The organism is Lichenicola sp. GTC18331 (assembly GCF_055386855.1).
The window spans coordinates 3,260,689-3,277,777 of sequence record NZ_AP045015.1 but is presented as its reverse complement, the minus strand read 5'-3'; the positions used below and the strand labels follow the sequence as shown (position 1 = coordinate 3,277,777).

Here is a 17,089-nt window from a genome sequence, read left to right as displayed (position 1 = left end):
GTGTCATGCTCCAACGCTGTCAACGGATCATGTCCGGACCGGAACAAGGCTAAACAGGCAGCAAACTTGCCGTCAACAAGATGGTTTAATGGGCTTATGCCTATATTTCGAGCGTTTCTAACTGTCTCTTTTATGTCGCACCCGCCGTAATGCTTCAGGTTTGTGCAATAAACCGCTTGGCAACCGGAAGCGGCTGATCAGATCATCGCGGCAGAGCAACGTTTGGCGACGGCGTCATGAAGCCCGCATCGAAGGGTTTCCGCTGCCGCCACGATGGAGAGGCGAATGAGGATTTCGACGACGAGCGGCCTGCGCGGATTACTTCTGGTGTCCGTCTGCCCACTCGCCATCGCGGCCGGGATTGTTCCGGCACAGGCGCAGACCGCGCCGTCAGCCGGTTCGGCCCCCACGCATCACGCGCACAAACACGCGAAAAAAAGCGTCCACAGCACCGCGGCGAGCACCGCCCCGACGGATAATGGCGTCGCTGTGCCGGCCGCCGCTGTGACCGCACCGACCCTGGTCGCGCCCGCCGGGCACTCCTCGCGCTCGGCCGTGTCGTCGATGGATTCCGGTGAATCCGTCATCGTCACCGGCACCCGCAATCTCGGCAAGAAGGCACGCGACAGCACGAGCCCGATCGACGTGATCTCGGCCGCCACGCTCAGCCGCTCCGGCCAGGTGAACCTGTCCGCGCAGCTCTCGCGCACCGATCCGTCCATCAGCATCCAGGCCTATGGCGCCGACACCCAGGCGCTGGTCGCGGCGATCCGACTGCGCGGCCTGAACCCGAACGACGTGCTGGTGCTGATCGACGGCAAGCGCCGTCACATGACCTCCAACATCACCGCCGATGCCGGTCCCGAACAGGGCGCCACCCCGGTCGATCTGAACATGATCCCGGCGGCCGCGATCGACCATATCGAGATCCTGCGCGACGGTGCGGCCGCGCAGTACGGCTCCGACGCCATCGCCGGCGTGGTCAACGTGATCATGAAGAAGACCAACCATGGCGGGAGTGCCACGGCGTTCACCGGCGCCAGCGCCTATAACGGCGATGGTTGGCAGTATCAACTGGATGCCGACAAGGGATTCTCGTTCGGCGACGACGGCTACGTCCATGTCGGCGGTCAGGTCTACCACACCGATCATTTCGTGACGCAGGCGACGGACTCCCGGTCCAGCGCCTCACCCTTCTGGCCAATCCAGCCGGCCGCCATCAAGCACGGTCCCTTCACCACCCCAGGCAATTCCAACAAGATCAACGGAATGCCCGAGGAGACGCGCGAGACCCTGTCGATCGATTTCGGCAAGACCCTGGTACAGGACGCGCTGGGCGGGATCGAGGGCTATGGCCTGATCACCTACGGCCACCGCCACGCCGAGGCGTACGAGAACTATCGTGCACCTTATATCGCGCCCACGCTCTATCCGTGGGGCTTCTCGCCGCTCGAAACCGACGAAGAAAACGACTACGCGGCGACGATCGGGGTCAAGGCGAACGATGTGCTCGGCTTCCGCGCCGACCTGAGCACCACCTACGGTGAAGACCTCACCAATATCGGCAACAAGAATACGGCCAACCCCTATCTGCTGACCACCGCCGAAACCGGCCTGCCGAGCTACGGCTATCCGCTCGACTTCTCGCCCACAACGGTTCTGGCGCAGAGCCAAGCCAACGCGCAGTGGACCAACAACCTCGATTTCACCCGGCCGTTCACCGCCTTCGGCAAGAAGATGAACATCGCCTTCGGCGCCGAGGAACGCTCGGAAGTCTATGTGCTGGGCGCGGGTAGCCTCGCCTCCACGGCGGGCGGCGGCACGCAGGGTTTCGCCGGATTGCTGCCCTCGAATGCCGGCCGCTTCTCGCGCAATGTTTGGGCCGGCTATATCGACTACGACGTTCACCCGCTGCAGCACTGGGATGTCGACTTCGCGGGCCGCTTCGAGCATTACACCGATGCCGGCAATGCCGAGAACGGCAAGATCTCGACACGCTACGATTTCACCAAGTGGCTTGCGCTCCGCGGCACCATCTCCAACGGCTTCCGCGCGCCGACGCTGGCGGAAGAGAACTACTCCTCGCTCAATGTGTCACCCACCGGCGCCAGCGGCATTCTCGCCACCACGTCGAAAGGCGCGCAATCGATCGGCGCCGTGCCGCTGAAGGCGGAGCGCTCCACCAACGCCAGCGCGGGCATCGTGCTGCAGCCGCTGTCGAATCTGTCGATCACGGCGGACGTCTACCAGATCAATATCCGCGACCGCATTGTCGGCGCCGGCGGCCTCAGCGGCAGCCAGACGTCCGGCAGCGGAGCCACCGCACGAAGCGCGATCGAGGCTACCGGTGCCAGCCTCCCGGTCGGCATCGAAGACTCCGATATCTCGGCCTATTACTTCGCCAACGGCGCCAGCACGCGCACGCAGGGCGCGGACGTCAACGTTGATTACCACAGCAACTTCCACCAGTACGGCACGGTGAACTGGAGCGCCGCCGTCGACCTCAACCGTACGCGCCTGCACCATAACGGCACCGACGCGTTCGGAAACCCATTCATCAACGAGCAAAGCATCTCCTATCTGACCACCGCCTCGCCACGCTCGAAGATCATCCTGAACGCCTACTGGAAGAAGGATCGCTGGGACGCCAACCTGCGCTGGACCCGCTACGGCCAGACCAAGGACATGGTCACCTATCAGGATCTGGCGCCGGCCGACATCCGGTATTCCTCCACGCAGTTCGCGCAGTTCGTCAATACGCCGCAATGGCTGACCGACCTCGAAGTCGGCTACCAGCTCACCGCGCGTCTGCATCTCGCCATCGGCGCGAACAACCTGTTCAACCTCCGTCCGCGCAAGATGCCGCCCGAGCTCTCCTACCTGAACGTCGCCTTCTATGATCAGACCTCGTCCACCATCCCGATCAATGGCGGCTTCTATTACGGCCGCCTGAACTTCAAGTTCTGACCAGAGCCGCCTCGGCCCGTCGCGCATAGCGGCGGGCCAGCACCGCGCACACGAACAATTGCAGCTGGTGGAACATCATCAGCGGCAGCACCACCTGCCCCACCATGGCGGCGGGAAACAGAACCCCCGCCATCGGTACGCCGGTCGCGAGCGTCTTCTTCGATCCGCAGAACACGATCGCCACCTCGTCCTCGTGCGGAAAGCCGAGCAGACGCGCCCCGTAGCGGGTCGCCAGCAGCACCAGGGCCAGCAGCACCGCATCCACCAGCAGGATCAACCCGAGCTGCGCCGGCGGCACCGCCTGCCAGATCCCCTGCACCACCGCCGCGCTGAACGCCGTGTAGACCACCACCAGGATCGACCCGCGATCGGTGAAGGTGAGCAGACGCTTGTTGCGCGCCGCCCAGCCGCCGAGCCACGGCTGCAGGACCTGCCCCGCCACGAACGGCACCAACAGTTGCAACACGATGTCCAGCACCCCATCCGCCGACACATGCGTGCCGCCCTGAACCGCGCCTGCCAGCACCACGCCGGTCAGCAACGGCGTCAGCATGATTCCGAGCAGGTTCGACGCGGTCGCCGAACACACCGCCGCCGGCACATTGCCGCCGCCAATGGAGGTGAACGCGATCGAGGACTGCACCGTGGACGGCAGCACGCAGACGAACAGCACGCCGAACCACAGAGACGGCTTCAGCAAACTGGGAAACAGCGCATGCAGCCCCAGTCCCAGCAGCGGAAACAGCACGAACGTCGCACCCAGGATGCAGAGATGCAGACGCCAATGCGCCAGCCCCGCCACCACCGCCGCACGCGACAACCGCGCTCCCTGGAGAAAGAACATCAGCGCGATCACGACGATCGTCAGCGCATGGAACAGCGGCACCGCGGCACCACGGCAGGGCAGCACACTCGCCAGCGCCACCACGGAAAGAAGCGCCAGAAGAAACGGATCGAGTTTGGGCATGGTGAGGGGCCTGGACCTGGAGCGATTGCCACCCGGCGATGGCTGCGCCACCCTAGCAAGGTGATGACCCATCTCGAAAATTCCGCCGCCCCGCTCCGTCGCCGCCCGAAATCCATGGCACGCCCCGTATGGCCGGCCCTGGCGCTCGGCAGCAGCCTGCTTCTGGGCAGCGGCGCGGCGTGGGCAGCCTCCCCGCTCGATTTGCCGGGTGGCTGCGTGGTCGCGCACGCCACCGTGCACGGCACCGACAGCAAGCTCGAGGCGGACAAGCTGGAGATCAGCCTTCCGGCGGAACAGGCGGCGGCTTTCCACGCCAGCCACCTTTCCGCCACCGCGCGCAACGCCACCCTGCCCCCGGGTGCTCTCGGCCATGCCAGCACCGCCGCGGCAGCGGCGCTCCTCGGCGCGTTGACCGGCCATCACGACGCCGGCTGCTCCGATCAGGCCTTCAAGGATGCCATCGCCCCGGTCGCGCAGGCGATCGCCCATGGCGGCCACGCCAGCTTCGCCTGGACCGGCGTGTCGTTACGTTCGGGCACGAGGCGCATGGGCGCCGCCCGGATCGCGCTGCAACTCGACGGCGCCGGCGATACGGCGCATCTCGCCCTGCAGATCAGCGGCGCGGCCTCCAACGATCCCGCCGCGCCCCTCCTGCCGGAGCGACTGGAGTTGAACGCCAGCCTGCCGACCAGCGAGCTGCCTGCCCTGGTTGCCGCCGCCGGCGGACGCGGCGCGCCGGTCGATCTCACCATCGACCAAATCCACGCCGTTCGCGGCGACACCACCCTGACCGGAAACGGTCAGGCCCGCATCGCCGCGGACCCGGCCGAGAATTCCGGCACCGCCCACGTCACCGTCGCCGGCTACGACTCCCTCGTCGATGCCGCCGGCACGGCCGGGCTACAGAAGATCCGCACCGCCCTGTTCCTCGCCAAGCTGATGGCGCACCAGAATGGCGGCAACGCGGATTGGGACCTGAAATGGCAGGGTAGCACGCTGCTGGTGAACAACGTGCCGCTGCCGATCCGCTAGAACAAAGAGAGCCTTCTTTTTCTGAAGAAAAAGAAGCAAAAAGATTTCTGTCCGTTTGGTCTACGGCATCCGCCCGAACATACCTAAATGGACAGAAGTTCTTTGGTTCTTTCTTTCAAGAAAGAACACTCTTTCATCACGCCGCCTTCGCCTGCTCCGCCAGTTTCGCCAGCTTGCCGACCACAGTCCGCGCCAGTCCGATGCGCTGCGCCGTGGTCATCTCCCGTGAGATCGCCAGCTTGTGGTCCGGCCGCAACCGCATGTCGCTGCCCTTCGCGCCGATCAGCCCCACCAGCCCGGCCGGATTGCCGAACGCGTTGCCGCGGAACTGCAACACCATGCCCTTCGGTCCGGCCTCCAGCTTCTCCACCCCCGCCGAACGGCAGGTGCGCTTCAGAGACACCACCTGGAGCAGGTTCTCGACTTCCTCCGGCATCGGCCCGAACCGGTCCACCAACTCCGCCTGCATCGCCTCGGTCTCGGCATCGCTCTGCAACGCGCCGATACGGCGGTACAGACCCAGACGCACCGGCAGATCGGCGACGTAGGTTTCCGGGATCAGCACCGGCAGTCCGAGCACGATGTTCGGCGTCCAGTCGCGATCCTCGGCCTTGCGCTTGCCCTTCTCGCGACGCAGATCGGCCACCGCATCTTCCAGCATCTGCTGATACAGCTCGATGCCGACATCGCGGATATGGCCGGACTGCTCGTCGCCCAGCAGATTGCCCGCACCGCGCAAATCCAGATCGTGCGAGGCCAGCGTGAAGCCAGCGCCGAGCTGATCCAAAGTCTGCATCACCTCCAGCCGCTTTTCGGCCGAGGCCGACAAACGATGCTGTTGCGGCCAGGTCAGATACGCATAACCACGCTGCTTGCCGCGCCCCACACGCCCACGGAGCTGGTAAAGCTGCCCGAGACCGAACATGTCGGCGCGATAGATCACCAGCGTGTTCACCGCCGGCATGTCCAGACCGCTTTCGACGATGTTGGTGGACAGCAGGATGTCGTACTTTCCGTCGCCGAACTCGGTCATCACCCGTTCGAGTTCGGTCGGGCTCAAGCGCCCATGCGCCTGCACCGTTTTCGCATCGGGCACGATCTCGCGCAGGCGCTCGGCCATGCGATCCAGATCCTCGATGCGCGGCACAACGCAGAACACCTGGCCACCCCTGAACCGCTCGCGTTGCAGCGCCTCGCGGATCACCACGCTGTCGAACGGCATGATGAAGGTGCGCACGGCCAGACGATCGGTCGGTGGCGTCGCGATCAGGCTCATTTCGCGCACGCCGGTCAAAGCAAGCTGCAAGGTGCGCGGGATCGGCGTCGCGGACAGCGTCAGCACATGCACGTCCTCGCGCAGCGCCTTCAGCTTCTCCTTGTGCGCGACACCGAAATGCTGCTCCTCGTCCACGATCAGCAAACCGAGATCGGCGAAGGACACGCCCTTGGCCAGCAGGGCATGCGTGCCGACGACGATGTTCACCGTGCCGTCGGCGACGCCCTTGCGCACCGCCGTCGCATCCTTGGCCGAGACCATGCGCGACAGCTGCTCGACACGCACAGGCAGACCTTCGAACCGCGCCGCGAAGGTGCGCGCATGCTGCCGGGCCAGCAGCGTGGTCGGCACCACCACAGCCACCTGCGCGCCGGACATGGCGGCGACGAAGGCCGCACGCAAAGCCACCTCCGTCTTGCCGAAACCCACATCGCCGCACACCAGACGATCCATCGGCCGGCCGGCGGCCATGTCCTCCAGAACATCGGCGATGGCGCGCGACTGGTCCTCGGTCTCCACGAAGGGGAAACGGGCGCAGAACTCGTCCCACGCCCCTTCCGCCGGCGCCAGGGTCGGCGCCTCGCGCATGTGCCGCGCAGCCGCGGTGCGGATCAGCTCGCCCGCCATGTCGCGGATGCGCTGCTTCATCTTGGTCTTGCGCGTCTGCCAGGACGAGCCGCCGAGCTTGTCGAGCGCGACGCCGTTCTGCTCCGAACCGAACCGGCTCAGCAGCTCGATATTCTCCACCGGCAAGAAGAGTTTCTCGTTGCCGTCATAGATCAATCGCAGACAGGCATGCGGTACCGAACGCACGCCGACGCGGTCCGGCCCGCCGCCGCGCTCGATCCCCAGGGTCTCCAGACCGTCATAGCGGCCGATGCCGTAATCCTGGTGCACCACCAGATCGCCCTCGGCGATCTCGGTCGCCTCGGCGATGAATTGGTCGGCACGCTTGCGTCTGCGCGGCGGACGCGCGATGCGCTCGCCCAGCAGATCCTGCTCGCTCACGATCGCCAGATCGCCATGCTCGCCCGGTCCGGTGAAGCCGCGCTCCAGCCCCAGGGTCAGCAGACCGATCCGCCCCGGCTTCAGCTTGGCCGTGCCGGCCCAATCGTTCACGGACTCCACGTCGAGCCCGGCTTCCTTCAACAGGACGCCGATGCGCTCGCGCGACCCGCGCGTCCAGGCCGACACGAAGCAGCGCCGCTTCTGTTTGCTCCAGCTCTCCACCTGCTCGCGCAGCATGCCGAACACGTTCTCGCGCTGCCCCGCCGGCAGGGAGCGGGCGAACATGATGCCGGGACGACCCCCGGCATCGAAACCCGGCGCATCGTCCGGACGCGCGAAGGGCGAGAAGCTCAGCACCGGCAGACGGCGCAGCATCTCGGTCCAGGCGGCGCGGTCCAGATACAGCAGCTCCGGCGGCAGCGGACGATACGGCACCTCGCCTTCGCGCGGCGGCATGCGGCGCGCCTCGGCATGGTCGGCGATCATCTCCAGACGCGCGGTCAGAACCTCGTCCACCTGATGGTCGAACGACACCGACACGCCCGGCAGATAATCCACCAGCGTTTCCAGCCGCTCATGAAACAACGGCATCCAGTGCTCGACACCGGAATGGCGGCGCGCGTCGGAGACGCTGTGGTAAATCGGGTCGTTGGTCGCCTCGATACCGAAGCGCTCGCGCCAGCCGGTGCGGAAACGGCTGACGCTGTCCGGATCGAGCGAAATCTCCGACACCGGACGCAGGATCAGCGCCTCAAGCTTGCCGGAGGAACGCTGCGTCGCCGGATCGAACGAGCGGATGTTCTCCACCTCGTCGCCGAACAAATCGAGACGCACCGGCTCGCCTTCGCCGGACGGGAAGATATCGACGATGCCGCCGCGCGTCGCGAACTCGCCCGGCTCCATCACCGTGTCGGTGCGGTTGTAGCCGCTGGCCACCAGCACCTCGACCAGGAACTCGACATCCAGCGTCTCGCCGGCCTTCACCGACAAGGATTGCCCGGCGAACGCCGTGCGCGGCGGCACGCGCTGCACCAGCGCGTTCACCGTGGTCAGAACGATGCGCGGACGCGCGCTCTTCTCCAGCAGCGCCGCCAGCGTGGCGACGCGCTCGGAGACGATCGCCGGATTGGGCGAAACACGGTCGTAGGGCAGGCAGTCCCAGGCCGGAAAGCGCAGGATCTCAGCGCCGGGGCACACGAAGCCCAGCAAATCGGCCAGACGCGCGGCACCGGCATCGTCGCGCGCCACATGCAGCAGCGGCCCGTCATGCTCGCCACCGAACGCGGTCTGGCGACGGGCCAGAAGCAGGGCATCGAACCCGTCCGGCGCGCCCCAGACGGTGGTGACGGCAGGGGCGCTCATGTCCACGCTCATCGGCCCATATCGCCCGGCTGACGGCTCCTCGCGGCCTCGAGCACGGCGCGCAGCATCGGGGTGTCGCAATGCGGCGGAATCGGACGGCGTCCCATCAGCCAATCGGCGAGATCGATATCCGGCAATTCCATCAGTTCCTCCAACGCGTCCAGCTCCGCGTCGGTGAAACCGGCGATCCTGGGTGCCACGAAACCGCCGATCAGCAGATCGGTTTCGTGCGTGCCGCGATGGGTGGCGCGGAACAGGATGCGGCGACGCCGCGGATCGAGCCCGCTCGGGTCGGAGGACGGGGTTCGGGCGGGATTGGTGTCGGGGGCGTTTCGTTGCATGGCGCGCGCTGTCATATAGCCGCGCACTCCCCCACTGTCAGCCCGGGGGGTTTGGAAGATCGGCCCCGACGATCACCGGAGTTCGCTTGAACGATCGCCTCTCCGCCCCGATCGCCCCACCGGACGTGCCGCTCGCGCGACGCGCACCGGAAGCCGATCCGCTGCTGCTGCCGCTGCTGGCGCCGCTCACCGGCCTGCCGGGCGTGGGCGCCGGGATCGCCGGGCTGATCGGCCGGGCGGTCGGCGGCACGCGGGTGATCGACCTGCTGTTCCACCTCCCCGACAGCATGATCGACCGGCGCTACCGCCCCACCCTCGCGCAAGCCGAACCAGGCCGCATCGCCACCTTGCTGGTCCGCGTGCTGCGCATCGACGGCCCGACCCGACCGCGCCAGCCCTGGCGCGTGATCGCGGGTGATCCCGACGGCGGCACCACGACGCTGGAGCTGGTGTTCTTTGCACCGCATCAGGCCAGACGCCTGCAACCCGGCATGGTCCTCACCGTATCCGGCACGCTGGAATCCTACGGCAACCGCCTCTCCATGCCGCATCCGGAGCATCTGGTTCCGACCGGGCCGGACGGGAGACCCGGCTTCGTGCCGGAGATCGAGGCGGTCTGGCCCCTGACGGCGGGGTTGAACGGACGCCTGCTCGGGCGCGCCATGCGCGCCGCGCTGCAAAGACTGCCCGCCCCGGAGGCGCTCGGCGAATGGCTCGACCCCACGCTGGTGGCGCGTGAACGCTGGCCCGATTTCGGCACCGCGCTCCGCACCCTGCATCTGCCCAAGGGCGACCCGGACACCGAAAGCCGGGCGCGCGCACGCCTCGGCTGCGACGAGCTCCTGGCCGAACAGGTCGCCATCAACCAGGCCAAGCGCGTGGCCCGTCGTCGTCCCGGCCGCTCCCTGCACGGCGACGGCCATCTGCGCGCCGAAGCGCTGCGCCGGTTCGGCTTCCGCCCCACCGAAGCGCAGCACCGCGCGCTGCACGAGATCGACGCCGATCTGGAACGTCCCACCCGCATGCTGCGCCTGCTGCAAGGCGATGTCGGCGCCGGCAAGACCCTGGTGGCGCTGATGGCGATGCTGCGCGCGGCCGAAGCCGGGGCGCAAAGCTGCCTGATGGCCCCCACCGAGATCCTGGCCCGGCAGCACCACGCCACCCTGTCCAGGCTCTCCCCGGTCCCGGTCGCCCTGCTCACGGGGAGCATCAAGGGCCGCGCCCGCAAGCAGGCGCTGGACGCGATCGCCACCGGCGCCGCGCCGCTCGCGGTGGGCACGCATGCGCTGTTCCAGGACGGGGTCGCGTTCGCGGATCTGGCGCTCGCGGTGATCGACGAGCAGCATCGCTTCGGCGTCGAACAACGCCTGCTGCTGGGCGACAAGGGCCGCGCCACCGACGTGCTGGTGATGACCGCGACGCCGATCCCCCGCACCGTCTTGCTGACCCAGTACGGTGAGATGCAGGTCAGCCGGCTCGACGGCAAACCGGCCGGGCGCAAGCCGATCCGCACCACGCTGCACGGCATCGGCGCGGAAACCGACGTGATCGAGGCGGTACGGCGCGCGCTAGGTCGAGGCGCGCAACTGTTCTGGGTCTGCCCGCTGGTGGAGGAAAGCGAGATGCTCGACCTCCAGGCCGCGCAGCGACGCTTCGAGGCGCTGGACGGGCTGTTCCCCAGGAAGGTGGGTCTGGCTCATGGGCGGCAGGACTCCGCGATCCGTCAGGCCGCGCTCGACGCCTTCGCCGCCGGACGTACCCGAATCCTGGTCGCGACCACGGTGATCGAGGTCGGCGTCGACATCCCCAGCGCCACGATCATGGTGATCGAGCACGCCGAACGCTTTGGACTGGCCCAGCTGCATCAGCTGCGCGGACGGGTCGGGCGCGGCGCGGAAGCGAGCTACTGCCTGCTGCTGCATGACGAGCCCCTGGGCGCGGCGTCGCGCCGGCGCCTGTCGCTGCTGCGCGACACCGAAGACGGCTTCCTGATCGCCGACGAGGATTACCGCATCCGCGGCGGCGGCGAGCTGATGGGGCGCAGGCAATCCGGACAGGCCGGCTATCGCCTCGCCAACGGCGTGGAGTTCGAACGCCTGCTGCGCACGGCATGGCAGGATGCGGAACGGCTGGGCGAACGGGATCCACGCCTTGAATCGCCACGCGGCAGAACGATCCGCCGCTTGCTGACGTTGTTCGACAAATCGGACGCAGCGCGTACACTCGGCTCCGGCTAAACCCGGAGCGGCTTGCACCATAACCGCGGTTGCGATTTTCGTTGCGTTCAGCCTGTGTGGCCAGGGGGGTTCAGTTGAGCGTGATGAGCGGGACGACGGCCAGCGAAGGCGCGATCAGGATTTCCCTGCCACTCGCCGGCACCGTCAAGGACGACCCATCCGCAGACGGTCCGTTCAGCGCCTTCGCTCGGCTCGCCCTGCGCGCGCACGGGCCCGCGACCGAACCAGGCTCGGGCAGCGCCGTCGCCTTTCTGGTGCTGGAAAGCGGCTCCGGCCTGCAACTGCATGCCGCTGCGGGCCGCACGGACGGCGAAGCCCTGCCGCTGACGCTGATGCGCGCGCAGATGAAGAGCCGGCGACGCATGCTGGTGGAGATCCCGGACATCGCCGCCGAGCGCGGCCAGAACACGGCGCCGCTCCAGGAGCGAACCAACGGATTCATCTCGCTCGTAGGCGCGATCATCCGGGACGGCAGCGGCGATGCCATTGGCATGCTGGGTCTGCTGGACCGCGAACAGCGCCGCCATAATCGCGAGATCGTGCTCACCATCGCCGATCTCGCACGTGGCGTTTCCGCGCTGCATGCGGCGCGTCAGAAAGCGCAACACGGCGCGGCTCCGGCGGAACCCGGCCTGATCGACGCCGTCACTGGTCTGCCGGGACGGCGCGCCCTGGTGGCCCAGATCGAGCAGATGGCAAGCCCGGAAAACGGCCGCGCCATGTTCGCGCTTCTACGGGTCGATTTCGGCGGCTTGGCGGCTCTGAACGACGCCTATGGCAGGGAAATCGCCGACCTCTACCTCCGTCAACTCGCAGACAGGCTCGAAGCGGTTGCGCCGGTGCCTGGCTTCCTGGCCCATCTGGGCGGCAGCGGCTTCGCCATCCTGTCGCCCGGGCGCATGGGCAACAGCGATGCCGAGACCATGGCGCAACGCATGATGGAGCGGCTGCGCGAACCGGCCCAGCTCGGTGCGCTGGAATTGCCAGTGCGCCTGTCGGTCGGCGTGGCGCTGTATCCGGTCGATCTGCCAAGCGCCAGCGACAGCGCCGACGCCGCCCAGGAAGCTGCGCAGCTGCTTCTGGCCGCCGAAGCGGCGCTGGCCCATGCCAAGACCCAGGGCGACGGCCGCCACAGCCGTGCCGTGCGCTCGGTGATCGACAGCTACGCCATCTCCAACGGTCTCGAGCTCGACCTCCAGGCCGCAGCCCATGCCGGCGCGTTCCACCTCAATTGGATGGCGACGATCGACACCGCCAGCGAGCATGTCACCGGCTTCGAGGCGCTTCTGCGCTGGAACCGGCCGGGCTTCGGCGAGATATCCCCGGCCGCCTTCATTCCGGTGGCCGAGGCCAGCGGCACCATCGAACTGCTGGATGCCTGGTCGCTGCGCACGGCCTGCACCGAGGCGCAGCGCTGGGACACGCCACTCAGTGTCGCCGTGAACATCTCGTCCATCTGGTTGTCGCATGGCAGGCTGTCGCGCACGGTCCGCCGCGTCCTGGACGAGACCGGTCTCGACCCGTCCCGCCTCCAGCTTGAACTCTCCGCCCGTACCACGCTGGACGAGGACGGCCATCTGCGGCGCGAACTCTCGCAGGTTCGCGCCATGGGCGTGCGGCTGACGCTGGACGATTTCGGCAGCGGTTATTCCTCGCTGGGCGCGCTGACCATGTTCCCGTTCAACAAGGTCAAGCTCGACCGGCAGTTCATCGCCGCGCTCGGCCACGACCGCCGCGTGGAGATCATCACGCGTTCCGTACTCCAGATGGTGCAGTCGCTCGGCATGACCTGCTGTGCCGAGGGCGTCGAAACCGAAGCGCAACTGGCCTTCCTGGACGCGCATGGCTGCGACGAGATCCAGGGCTACCTGCTGGGCCGGCCCGCACCAGAATTGCCCCGGCAGGCGATGGGAGCCGAAGCCTAACCGTCGCGGCCGCCTGTCATCGGCCCCGATACCGTCGAGGGAAGCGGCCTGTCGGGCTCCCGCAGCGTCTTGTTCTTGATCCTTGGTCGGGCAGCAAAGGAGTGTCACATCTCCTTCCACGCAAGGCAGCCGCCATACGTGCGCGCCGGATCGGGGAGACTGGAATGAGTGAAGCTGACGCCTCTTTGTCTCGCCTTTCCGGCAACCACGAGAAGGTAACCGGTCCGCGAGCAACGTTGGCGACCATGCTGCTGGTCGGCCTGGCGATCGGAACCCCCGCCCTGGGCGCGACGCCCCCGCCCCCTTCCATCCAGAAACAGCCCGGTGTGCAGGTGCTGCAGGTGGGCCAGCGAGCCGGTTTCCTGGTCGCCGCCACCAATGCCACCCATTATCAATGGTCGGTCTCGTCTCCGAATGGTGGCAGCCCGCGCACCATTCCCGGCGCCACCAACGCCTTCCTGCTCACCGCGCCGGTCAGTGCTGGAGAGAACGGCGAAACCTACAGCGTGGCGGTTTCCGGCCCTGGCGGCACCACGACTTCGACTGCCGCGCCACTCTATATCGGCCCGAACGCCGATGGCGCACCACCCGACTCCCTGTTGGACAATCCGTCCTCCCTGCCCAAGGCCAGCCAGGTGCTGACGGTGTCTTTCGTCGACCTGTCGTTCGGCCGCGTTCCTGCCAGCCAGATGTTCTGGTCGCTCAGCTACAGGAACGTCGCCGGCAAACAGGTCAGGGAAACGCACTCCTTCGCCGAGGCGCCCGTTTTCGACATGCCCAAGATCGGCGGCACACGTCTCTACGTCTATGTCGCGCAGAACGCCGCACAGATCGGCACGGGCGCCACGAGCTACTACGACTTCCTCGAACTCAATGTCGGGCAGGACGCCCATGACGGTCCGTATTGGATCAACATGGACACCACGCGCGTCGATCGCTGGGGCCTGCCGGTCGCGTTCCGGCTGCAATGCGGCGACGGCACGCTAAAGAAACGCGGAGACGATCTCGGCGTATTTGCAGAGGACCGGCAGGTGACGCTGCTGAAGTATCAGGCCGAGCTGGGCGGCCCGTGGGCCGCAGCGGCCGCAAAAACCCTGCCCTATGGCATCAACGAGCCCGGCGGCTCCGGCTTTGGCAGAAACGGCCCTTACGCCGGCTACTACACCAACTACGTGAACCAGGTCTGGGCGGCCGACGGTCTGACCATTCCGAAACCGACGAATTTCCTTGATCTCGCGACGCAGCTGCCGGATCTGAGTGCGGCCCTAAATCGCCACGTCGCACTGTCTCCAGGCTCGTTCCGAGCCAACGGAACGCTGGCCGATAAGAGCTTCTGGAAGAACAACCCGCCTGCGCGCTTCTATCAGCACGAACCGGCCAACCTGTATTCCGCCCACTGGCACGAATACGCGATCGGCCATCTCCAGTACGGCTTCCCCTACGACGACGACGATTCGCAGTCCTCGGATGTCGGGTGCAAGAAGCCGCAGAGCCTGGTGATCGCCGTCGGTCTCTGACGGCAAGGGCCTCGCCGACACCGTTGGGCGGTTTCCGATCCATGCGGATCGGACCCGCCTTCTGGTAAGCGGCAAGCGTCCCGATCGGCCCGGACGACTCCGCTCCGGCGGAGACGGTTAGTCTTCGCCTGCCGCCAGGGCCTGCATCCGAGCTGGCTGGCGCAGGTGGATCTCGGTGGCCTTGCCCACCGTGATGCAACCCCGCGTCTTCAAAGTGCCCAGCGTGCGGCTGACCGTCTCGATGGTGAGCCCAAGATAGTCGGCGATATCACCCCGGCTCATCGGCAGGGACACCATCTCTCCGCCGCCGCGACACACAGGCACCGCCGCCTGGCGTTCCAGCAGGAAGCTCGCCACCCGCTCCAGCGCGGTCTTGCGGCCCAGCAGAAGCAACTGTTCCTGTGCCGCCGCCAGCTCCGTCGAGGCGCTCGCCAGAAGCCGCTGCTCCAGCTTCGGCACATTGTCGATCAGACCGCGCAGGCGCTTGCGGCTGAAGCGGCAGGCGGTGACGGCGTCGATCGCCTCGGCACCGAAACCGAAGCGCTCCGTCGCGGCCAGACCCAAGAAACGACCCATATCGGCGAAGCCCGTGATCTGCCTCCGCCCGTCCGGCAGCAGCTTGAACAGGCGCACCGTGCCGGAGGTGATGTTGTAGAAGCAATCCGCCGCCGTGCCTTCGATAATGAAGGCAGCACCCGGCGCGATCCTGATCCTCTCCGCAGCTGCCTCGAGCTGGCGAAGATCCGCGTCCTCAATAACGTTGCACACGCTGGCCGCGCGCGCGCCGCAGGTCATGCATGTGCCACCGCTGCCGGGCGACAGCACGGAAAGGGGGCGGTGGCTCTCGATCACGGTCATGCCCGCATCATGAACCCCTCGACGCCCCGCTTGAAGGGAATTTGACATGGGTCAAGGCGGAGCCGGGCGCATGGCGCTGGAATGACGGCGTTGCTTGAAGGATTACGTTTCATGTCGCCCCGCCTCGCCTCCCGCTTCGCCGCTCTGCTGCTGGCCTCCACCCTCTGCGCCCCGGCGGCGTTCGCCGACGGCCTCTGGGACCAGGCCCCGGTCGGCAAGCAAGCGGGCACCGTCATGGTGCGTCTGCGCGCCATCGGCGTGATCCCGGAAAACACGTCCAGCGCCACCAGCATCGGCGGGTCGATCAAGACGACGTCGCAGGCGGCGCCCGAGGTCGATTTCTCCTATTTCTTCACCGACCACATCGCCGCCGAACTGATCGCCGCCAGCACACGCCACTCGATCTCGGCCAGCAAGACCGCAATCGGCGGCGTCGATATCGGCAGCACCTACGTCCTGCCACCGACGCTCACGCTGCAATACCATTTCTTCCCGCATGCGCGGTTCAGCCCGTATGTCGGCGCCGGCCTGACCGTCGCGTGGTTCTACGACACCCACCCGGCCAATCCGCCGATCACCAAGCTCGGTCTCGCCACCACCGCTGGTCCCGCCTTCCAGATCGGTGCCGACTACAATGTCAGCGGCCATTGGTTCCTGAACGTCGACGCCAAGCAGCTGATCCTGAACGTGCGGGCCCGCGCCAACGAGGGTGCGATCCGGGCGCGCGTGTCGCTCGATCCGACCATCGTCGGCGCCGGCATCGGTTACCGCTTCTAGGACACGGTCCGGCCGCGCGGGATCGTTCGGCCGAATGGGGCTCTCGCCCACCAAACAAAGAACAACGCGCGGTCCGATCCCTGTGGGTCGGGTTTCGCGTCAGGAGCCGAAACGCCATGGACATGCTTCCGGACACCCCCGAACCGACACGCAAGGTCGCCGCCCCTGCCTGTTCCGGCTGCTGCGCACGGCCGGACAATGCCTGGGTGGTGCAAGCCCTCGCGCATGGCCGCGCGCAGCACAGTCCGTTTCAGCACTGGCTAATCGATTCTGCCCTCCCGCCTGCCCTGCTGACGGCGGCGGACGGACTGATCCTGACGGACGAGGCGACCGCCGTGGCCAATGGAAGGCGCGAGGGGATCAATGCCGACCGACGCTTCCTGGACCGGCAAAGCGTGGCCGAGGATGCCTGCGCCGCCGCCCTGGCGGAAGCGTTCGAGAACTGCCAGACACGCCGCCGGATCTCGGCCCTGTGCGGGATCGACTTGTCCGGCAGCCTTCTACGGATCGAACTCGCGGCCGACCGGGACGGGTTCTGGCTCGAACCGCATACCGATATCGCCGCCAAGCGCTTGACCCTGCTGATCTATTTATCCGAAGGACCAGAGAGCGAGGATTGGGGTACGGATCTCTACGACGCCAACCGCGAACCGGTCGGACGGGTAAGCGCCAGACGCAATTCCGGGCTGATGTTCGTGCCGGGCCATTATACGTGGCACGGTTTCGAGCGGCGCAAGATCACTGGAATCCGGCGGTCGTTGATCGTGAACTACGTCGATCCAGACTGGCGCAGCCGACACGAGTTGGTGAAGGGCTGAGCGA

At 66.9% G+C, this 17,089-nt stretch carries 11 protein-coding genes; 7 read left to right on the top strand and 4 right to left on the bottom strand.

Annotation, left to right across the window (positions count from 1 at the left end):
- Positions 1–285: 285 nt before the first annotated feature.
- Complete coding sequence (locus tag ACZ5BM_RS15035; protein WP_498908930.1) at positions 286–2,967, top strand: TonB-dependent receptor plug domain-containing protein; 2,682 nt, start codon at positions 286–288, stop codon at positions 2,965–2,967.
- Here the strand turns inward: ACZ5BM_RS15035 and ACZ5BM_RS15030 are convergent.
- The gene (locus ACZ5BM_RS15030; RefSeq protein ID WP_498908929.1) at positions 2,957–3,934 is read right to left on the bottom strand and encodes a bile acid:sodium symporter family protein; all 978 of its coding nucleotides are present in this window, start codon (positions 3,932–3,934) and stop codon (positions 2,957–2,959) included. The genes ACZ5BM_RS15035 and ACZ5BM_RS15030 overlap by 11 nt on opposite strands.
- A 63-nt stretch (positions 3,935–3,997) precedes the next feature.
- Between ACZ5BM_RS15030 and ACZ5BM_RS15025 the strand changes: the two genes are divergently transcribed.
- The gene (locus tag ACZ5BM_RS15025) at positions 3,998–4,966 is read left to right on the top strand and encodes a hypothetical protein (protein WP_498908927.1); all 969 of its coding nucleotides are present in this window, start codon (positions 3,998–4,000) and stop codon (positions 4,964–4,966) included.
- 136 nt (positions 4,967–5,102) lie between these two features.
- On the opposite strand, the gene mfd is transcribed toward ACZ5BM_RS15025, so the two are convergent.
- Both mfd and ACZ5BM_RS15015 read right to left on the bottom strand, forming a co-directional pair.
- Complete coding sequence (mfd, locus tag ACZ5BM_RS15020) at positions 5,103–8,612, bottom strand: transcription-repair coupling factor (protein WP_498908926.1); 3,510 nt, start codon at positions 8,610–8,612, stop codon at positions 5,103–5,105.
- An 8-nt stretch (positions 8,613–8,620) separates the two neighbouring features.
- On the bottom strand, positions 8,621–8,968 hold the full coding sequence (locus ACZ5BM_RS15015; protein ID WP_498908925.1) for an FAD assembly factor SdhE: 348 nt from the start codon (positions 8,966–8,968) through the stop codon (positions 8,621–8,623).
- A gap of 110 nt (positions 8,969–9,078) precedes the next feature.
- On the opposite strand from ACZ5BM_RS15015, the gene recG reads away from it, so the two are divergent.
- From recG to ACZ5BM_RS15000, 3 genes are all read left to right on the top strand, one after another.
- The gene (recG, locus tag ACZ5BM_RS15010) at positions 9,079–11,190 is read left to right on the top strand and encodes an ATP-dependent DNA helicase RecG (RefSeq protein WP_498911664.1); all 2,112 of its coding nucleotides are present in this window, start codon (positions 9,079–9,081) and stop codon (positions 11,188–11,190) included.
- An 83-nt stretch (positions 11,191–11,273) separates the two neighbouring features.
- Entirely contained in the window at positions 11,274–13,115 is a 1,842-nt protein-coding gene (locus ACZ5BM_RS15005; RefSeq protein WP_498908924.1) for a putative bifunctional diguanylate cyclase/phosphodiesterase, read from the top strand.
- A 164-nt stretch (positions 13,116–13,279) separates the two neighbouring features.
- A complete protein-coding gene (locus tag ACZ5BM_RS15000) occupies positions 13,280–14,632 on the top strand; it encodes a beta-1,3-glucanase family protein (RefSeq protein ID WP_498908923.1) in 1,353 nt (450 codons plus the stop codon).
- A gap of 117 nt (positions 14,633–14,749) precedes the next feature.
- Here the strand turns inward: ACZ5BM_RS15000 and ACZ5BM_RS14995 are convergent, their stop codons facing one another.
- Positions 14,750–15,490, bottom strand: coding sequence for a helix-turn-helix domain-containing protein (locus ACZ5BM_RS14995; protein ID WP_498908922.1), 741 nt, complete (start codon positions 15,488–15,490; stop codon positions 14,750–14,752).
- A gap of 111 nt (positions 15,491–15,601) precedes the next feature.
- Here ACZ5BM_RS14995 and ACZ5BM_RS14990 point away from each other — a divergent pair, with 111 nt between their 5' ends.
- Together ACZ5BM_RS14990 and ACZ5BM_RS14985 are read left to right on the top strand one after the other, a co-directional pair.
- A complete protein-coding gene (locus ACZ5BM_RS14990) occupies positions 15,602–16,267 on the top strand; it encodes an OmpW/AlkL family protein (RefSeq protein ID WP_498908921.1) in 666 nt (221 codons plus the stop codon).
- Positions 16,268–16,383: 116 nt separating this feature from the next.
- Positions 16,384–17,085: a 2OG-Fe(II) oxygenase gene (locus tag ACZ5BM_RS14985; protein WP_498908920.1), complete on the top strand. Its 702-nt coding sequence runs from the start codon at positions 16,384–16,386 to the stop codon at positions 17,083–17,085.
- The last annotated feature ends 4 nt before the right edge of the window (positions 17,086–17,089 follow it).

Coding starts and splice junctions, on each gene's coding strand:
- ACZ5BM_RS15035 (WP_498908930.1), top strand. CDS start 286: ATGAGGATTTCGACGACGAGCGGCCTGCGCGGATTACTTCTGGTGTCC.
- ACZ5BM_RS15030 (WP_498908929.1), bottom strand. CDS start 3,934: ATGCCCAAACTCGATCCGTTTCTTCTGGCGCTTCTTTCCGTGGTGGCG.
- ACZ5BM_RS15025 (WP_498908927.1), top strand. CDS start 3,998: ATGACCCATCTCGAAAATTCCGCCGCCCCGCTCCGTCGCCGCCCGAAA.
- mfd (WP_498908926.1), bottom strand. CDS start 8,612: ATGAGCGCCCCTGCCGTCACCACCGTCTGGGGCGCGCCGGACGGGTTC.
- ACZ5BM_RS15015 (WP_498908925.1), bottom strand. CDS start 8,968: ATGACAGCGCGCGCCATGCAACGAAACGCCCCCGACACCAATCCCGCC.
- ACZ5BM_RS15005 (WP_498908924.1), top strand. CDS start 11,274: ATGAGCGGGACGACGGCCAGCGAAGGCGCGATCAGGATTTCCCTGCCA.
- ACZ5BM_RS15000 (WP_498908923.1), top strand. CDS start 13,280: ATGAGTGAAGCTGACGCCTCTTTGTCTCGCCTTTCCGGCAACCACGAG.
- ACZ5BM_RS14995 (WP_498908922.1), bottom strand. CDS start 15,490: ATGACCGTGATCGAGAGCCACCGCCCCCTTTCCGTGCTGTCGCCCGGC.
- ACZ5BM_RS14990 (WP_498908921.1), top strand. CDS start 15,602: ATGTCGCCCCGCCTCGCCTCCCGCTTCGCCGCTCTGCTGCTGGCCTCC.
- ACZ5BM_RS14985 (WP_498908920.1), top strand. CDS start 16,384: ATGGACATGCTTCCGGACACCCCCGAACCGACACGCAAGGTCGCCGCC.